The 3,589-nt window shown below is 73.8% G+C and carries 3 protein-coding genes; 2 read left to right on the top strand and 1 reads right to left on the bottom strand.

Going from position 1 to position 3,589, the window contains the following annotated elements:
• Positions 1-84: 84 nt before the first annotated feature.
• Complete coding sequence (gene tsaD / locus AC3XYG_RS10370) at positions 85-1,140, bottom strand: tRNA (adenosine(37)-N6)-threonylcarbamoyltransferase complex transferase subunit TsaD (protein WP_489139749.1); 1,056 nt, start codon at positions 1,138-1,140, stop codon at positions 85-87.
• Between the two features lie 388 nt (positions 1,141-1,528).
• On the opposite strand from tsaD, the gene hemC reads away from it, so the two are divergent.
• Positions 1,529-2,461, top strand: a complete 933-nt coding sequence (gene hemC, locus AC3XYG_RS10365; protein WP_489139748.1) for a hydroxymethylbilane synthase — start codon at positions 1,529-1,531, stop codon at positions 2,459-2,461.
• A 13-nt stretch (positions 2,462-2,474) separates the two neighbouring features.
• Positions 2,475-3,589 (top strand): uroporphyrinogen-III synthase (locus tag AC3XYG_RS10360; protein WP_489139747.1); only part of this gene is annotated, 1,115 nt, incomplete at its 3' end.

The following is a 3,589-nucleotide window of genomic DNA, read 5'->3' as shown; positions in this document are numbered from 1 at the left end:
CCACGGGGTGGCCGGCCCCGGCGAAGCTCTGCGCCAGCGCCGTGCCCCAGGCGCCGGCGCCGATCACGGCGATCCCCGGGCGGGTCACGCCTTCACCCCGGCGCCGATCGCGGCGGCGGCGGTCGGGTCCAGCGGCCAGCGTGGCCGCGGCGCGCAGTCCAGCCCGTCGACCAGGCCGAGGCGCAGCCGCTCCAGCCCGGCCCAGGCGATCATCGCGCCGTTGTCGGTGCACAGCTTCAGGGGCGGCGCGATGAAGCGCATTCCGGCGGCCTCCGCCACCGCGGACAGGCGGGCGCGCAATGTCTGGTTGGCGGCGACTCCGCCGGCCACCACGAAGGCTCCGTTCCCGGAATGTTCCACGTGAAACATCGCGATGGCGCGCTTGGCCCGGTCGGCCAGCGACGCGGCGACCGAGTCCTGGAAGCCGGCGCAGAGATCGGCGACGTCCTGCGCGGCCAGCGGCTGCGGCAACGCCGTGACGGCGCGGCGCACCGCGGTCTTGAGGCCGGAGAAGGAGAAGTTGCAATCCGGCCGGCCGATCATCGGCCGCGGCAGGGCGAAGCGCCTGGGATCGCCGCCGCGGGCGGCGGCTTCGACCAGGGGGCCGCCGGGGTGGCCGAGGCCGAGCATCTTGGCGACCTTGTCGAAGGCCTCGCCCACCGCGTCGTCGATCGTCGTGCCCCAGCGCCGGTAGCGGCCGACCCCGTCGACGCAGAGCAGCTGGCAATGGCCGCCGGAGACCAGCAGCAGCAGATAGGGGAATTCGATGCCGTCGGTCAGCCGCGCCGTCAAAGCGTGGCCTTCCAGGTGGTTGACGCCAAGGAACGGCAGGCCGCGGGCGGCGGCGATGCCCTTGGCCGTCATCACCCCGACGGCGACGCCGCCGATCAGCCCCGGGCCCGCGGTGACGGCGATGCCGTCGACCGCGTCGAGCCCGGTGCCGGCCTCGGCCAGCGCCTGGCGGATGATGCCGTCGAGATGGGCCAGATGGGCGCGCGCCGCCACCTCGGGCACCACGCCGCCATAGGGGGCGTGGTCCTCGATCTGGCTGAGCACGACATTGGCCAGGATGCGCCTGTGGTCATCGACCAGGGCCGCCGCCGTCTCGTCGCAGGAGGTCTCGATGCCGAGCACGATCATGATCGGCCCGATATAGGCGGTCCGGCGGGATGACGGAAGGACCCCTCGATCTCTATGCCCGGTCAAGGCCCTCCATCGCCCTGCGCACCCGTTCACGCAAGGCTTCGAAATAAGCTGCATCTATCGGGGCGGTCAGCGGAGACTCGGCGCCGATGAGCAGTGCTTTGCGAAGCATCTCGCGATCCTGGTCCTTTCGGGCCGGATCGTTGGGCCGTTCTGGTGGCGTGATCCCTGCATTACCCATACTTCAGGTTACGCCGGCCAGTGCGTTTTGGCGAACTCGATCCGGGCCCTGGCCCCGGCGATACGAGTCGCTGGCCGGCCACGTCGCCGCAACCGGTCCGGCGCGGCTTGCCCCCCGGGCCGCGGCCTTCTAGAAGTCGCGGTCATGACCAACGTTCTCCGCATCGGCACGCGCGGCAGCCCGCTTGCCCTCGTCCAGGCCGAAGAGACGCGCCGGCGCCTGGCCGCCGCGCATCCCGAACTGGCCGCGCCCGGCGCGGTCGAGATCGTCGCGATTCGCACCACCGGCGACCGGGTGCAGGACCGGGCGCTGTCCGAGATCGGCGGCAAGGGGCTGTTCACCAAGGAGATCGAGGACGGGCTGCTGGATGGCAGCCTGGACCTCGCCGTCCATTCGATGAAGGACATGCCGACGGCGCTGCCGGACGGCCTCGTCATCGGCGCCCTGCTGCCGCGCGAGGACCCGCGCGACGCGCTGTTCGCCCGGGCCGGCATCGACAGCATCGCGGCGCTGCCGCAGGGCGCCGTGGTCGGCACCTCCAGCCTGCGTCGCCAGGCGCAGCTGCTGGCGCTGCGCCCCGACCTGCGCATCGTGCCGTTCCGCGGCAATGTCGACACCCGGCTGGCCAAGCTGGACGCCGGCGCGGTCGACGCCACCCTGCTGGCCCTGGCCGGGCTGAAGCGGCTGGGCCGGGCCGACCGGGTCTCGGCCGTGCTGGAGCCGGCGGAGATGCTGCCGGCCGTGGCCCAGGGCGCGATCGGCATCGAATGCCGCGCCGATGATCCGAAGGTGCACGCCCTGCTGGCCGCCCTGCACGACCGCGACACCGGCGACCGGGTGGCAGCAGAGCGGGCGCTGCTGACCGCGCTGGAGGGCAGCTGCCGCACCCCGATCGCGGCGCTGGCCGAGCTGGGCCCCGGCGACATCCTGACCCTGACCTCCCGCGTCGCCCTGCCCGACGGCAGCGAGATGCATGAGGACCGGCGCAGCGGCCCCCGGGCCGAGGCGGCGCAGCTGGGCGCCGCGGCCGGCGCCACCCTGCGCGGCCGGATCGGCCCGGGCTTCCTGGCGGGATGATGGGTATCGCCCCATGACGCGCTGGCTCGTCACCCGGCCGCGCGAGGAGGCCGAGCGCTTCGCCGACGCGATGCGCGACCGCGGCCTCGACCCGGTGATTGCGCCGATCCTGGAGATCGAGCCGGTCGACCCCGGCCCGATCGCGCTGGACGACGTGCAGGCTGTGCTGGCCACCAGCCGCAACGGCCTCGACGCCTTCGCCCGGCGGGTGGCGCGGCGCGACCTGCCGGTACTGGCGGTCGGCGACGCCACGGCCGAGCTGGCCCGCGCCCTTGGATTCCGCGACGTGGCCAGCGCCGCCGGCGACGGCGAAGACCTGGCCGCCCTGGCCCGCGCCAGGCTGGACCCGGCCGGCGGCGTGCTGCTGCACCCCTCCGGCGAGGATGTGGCGCGCGACCTGCCGGCCCTGCTGGCCCCCGACGGATTCACCCTGCGGCGGGTGGTGCTGTACCGCGCCCGGCCCGTTGCGGTGCTGCCTCCGGCGGCGGAGGCGGCCCTGGCCGACCCGCGGCTGGCGGGCGTGGTGTTTTTCTCTCCCCGCACCGCGAAGGTCTTTGCTACCCTCGCGGCCCGGGTGGATCTCACCCATCGCCTCGCCGGACTGACGGCGGTCTGCCTGAGCCCGGCCGTCGCCCAGGCGCTGGAGCCGTTGCGCTGGCAGGCGGTGCGAATCGCGGACAGGCCGGATTCGCCGTCGCTTCTGGCGCGGCTTTCCGATTTTCCCGCTGAGCAAGAGACGAGGACGGCGAACGGTATGGACCCGACTCCCGACAAGCCAGGCGAAGCAGCGGCGCGCCGTGCCGAGCCCCAGCAGCCGGACGATGTGTCGGCCACCGCCCCGGTTCAGCCGGACTCTGCGCCGGACAGCCCCGCGGATGTGGTGCCACCTCCGGTTCCGGCCGACGAGGTGCTGCCGCCCCAGAGCGAGACCGGTGAGGCGCTGACCGCGACCGAGCGCATCATCGAGGCCTTCGGCGGCATCCGCCCGATGGCGGCGAAACTGACCGTGCCGGTGACCACGGTGCAGGGCTGGAAACGCCGTAACGCCATCCCCGAGCAGCGCCACGCCGACATCCAGGCGGCGGCCAAGACCCACGGCATCGCGCTGGACCCGGCCGAGCTGGCGCG

The organism is Inquilinus sp., from assembly GCF_057815775.1.
Note: the sequence above shows the minus strand (reverse complement) of the source record. Positions and strands in the feature narration are given on the sequence as shown.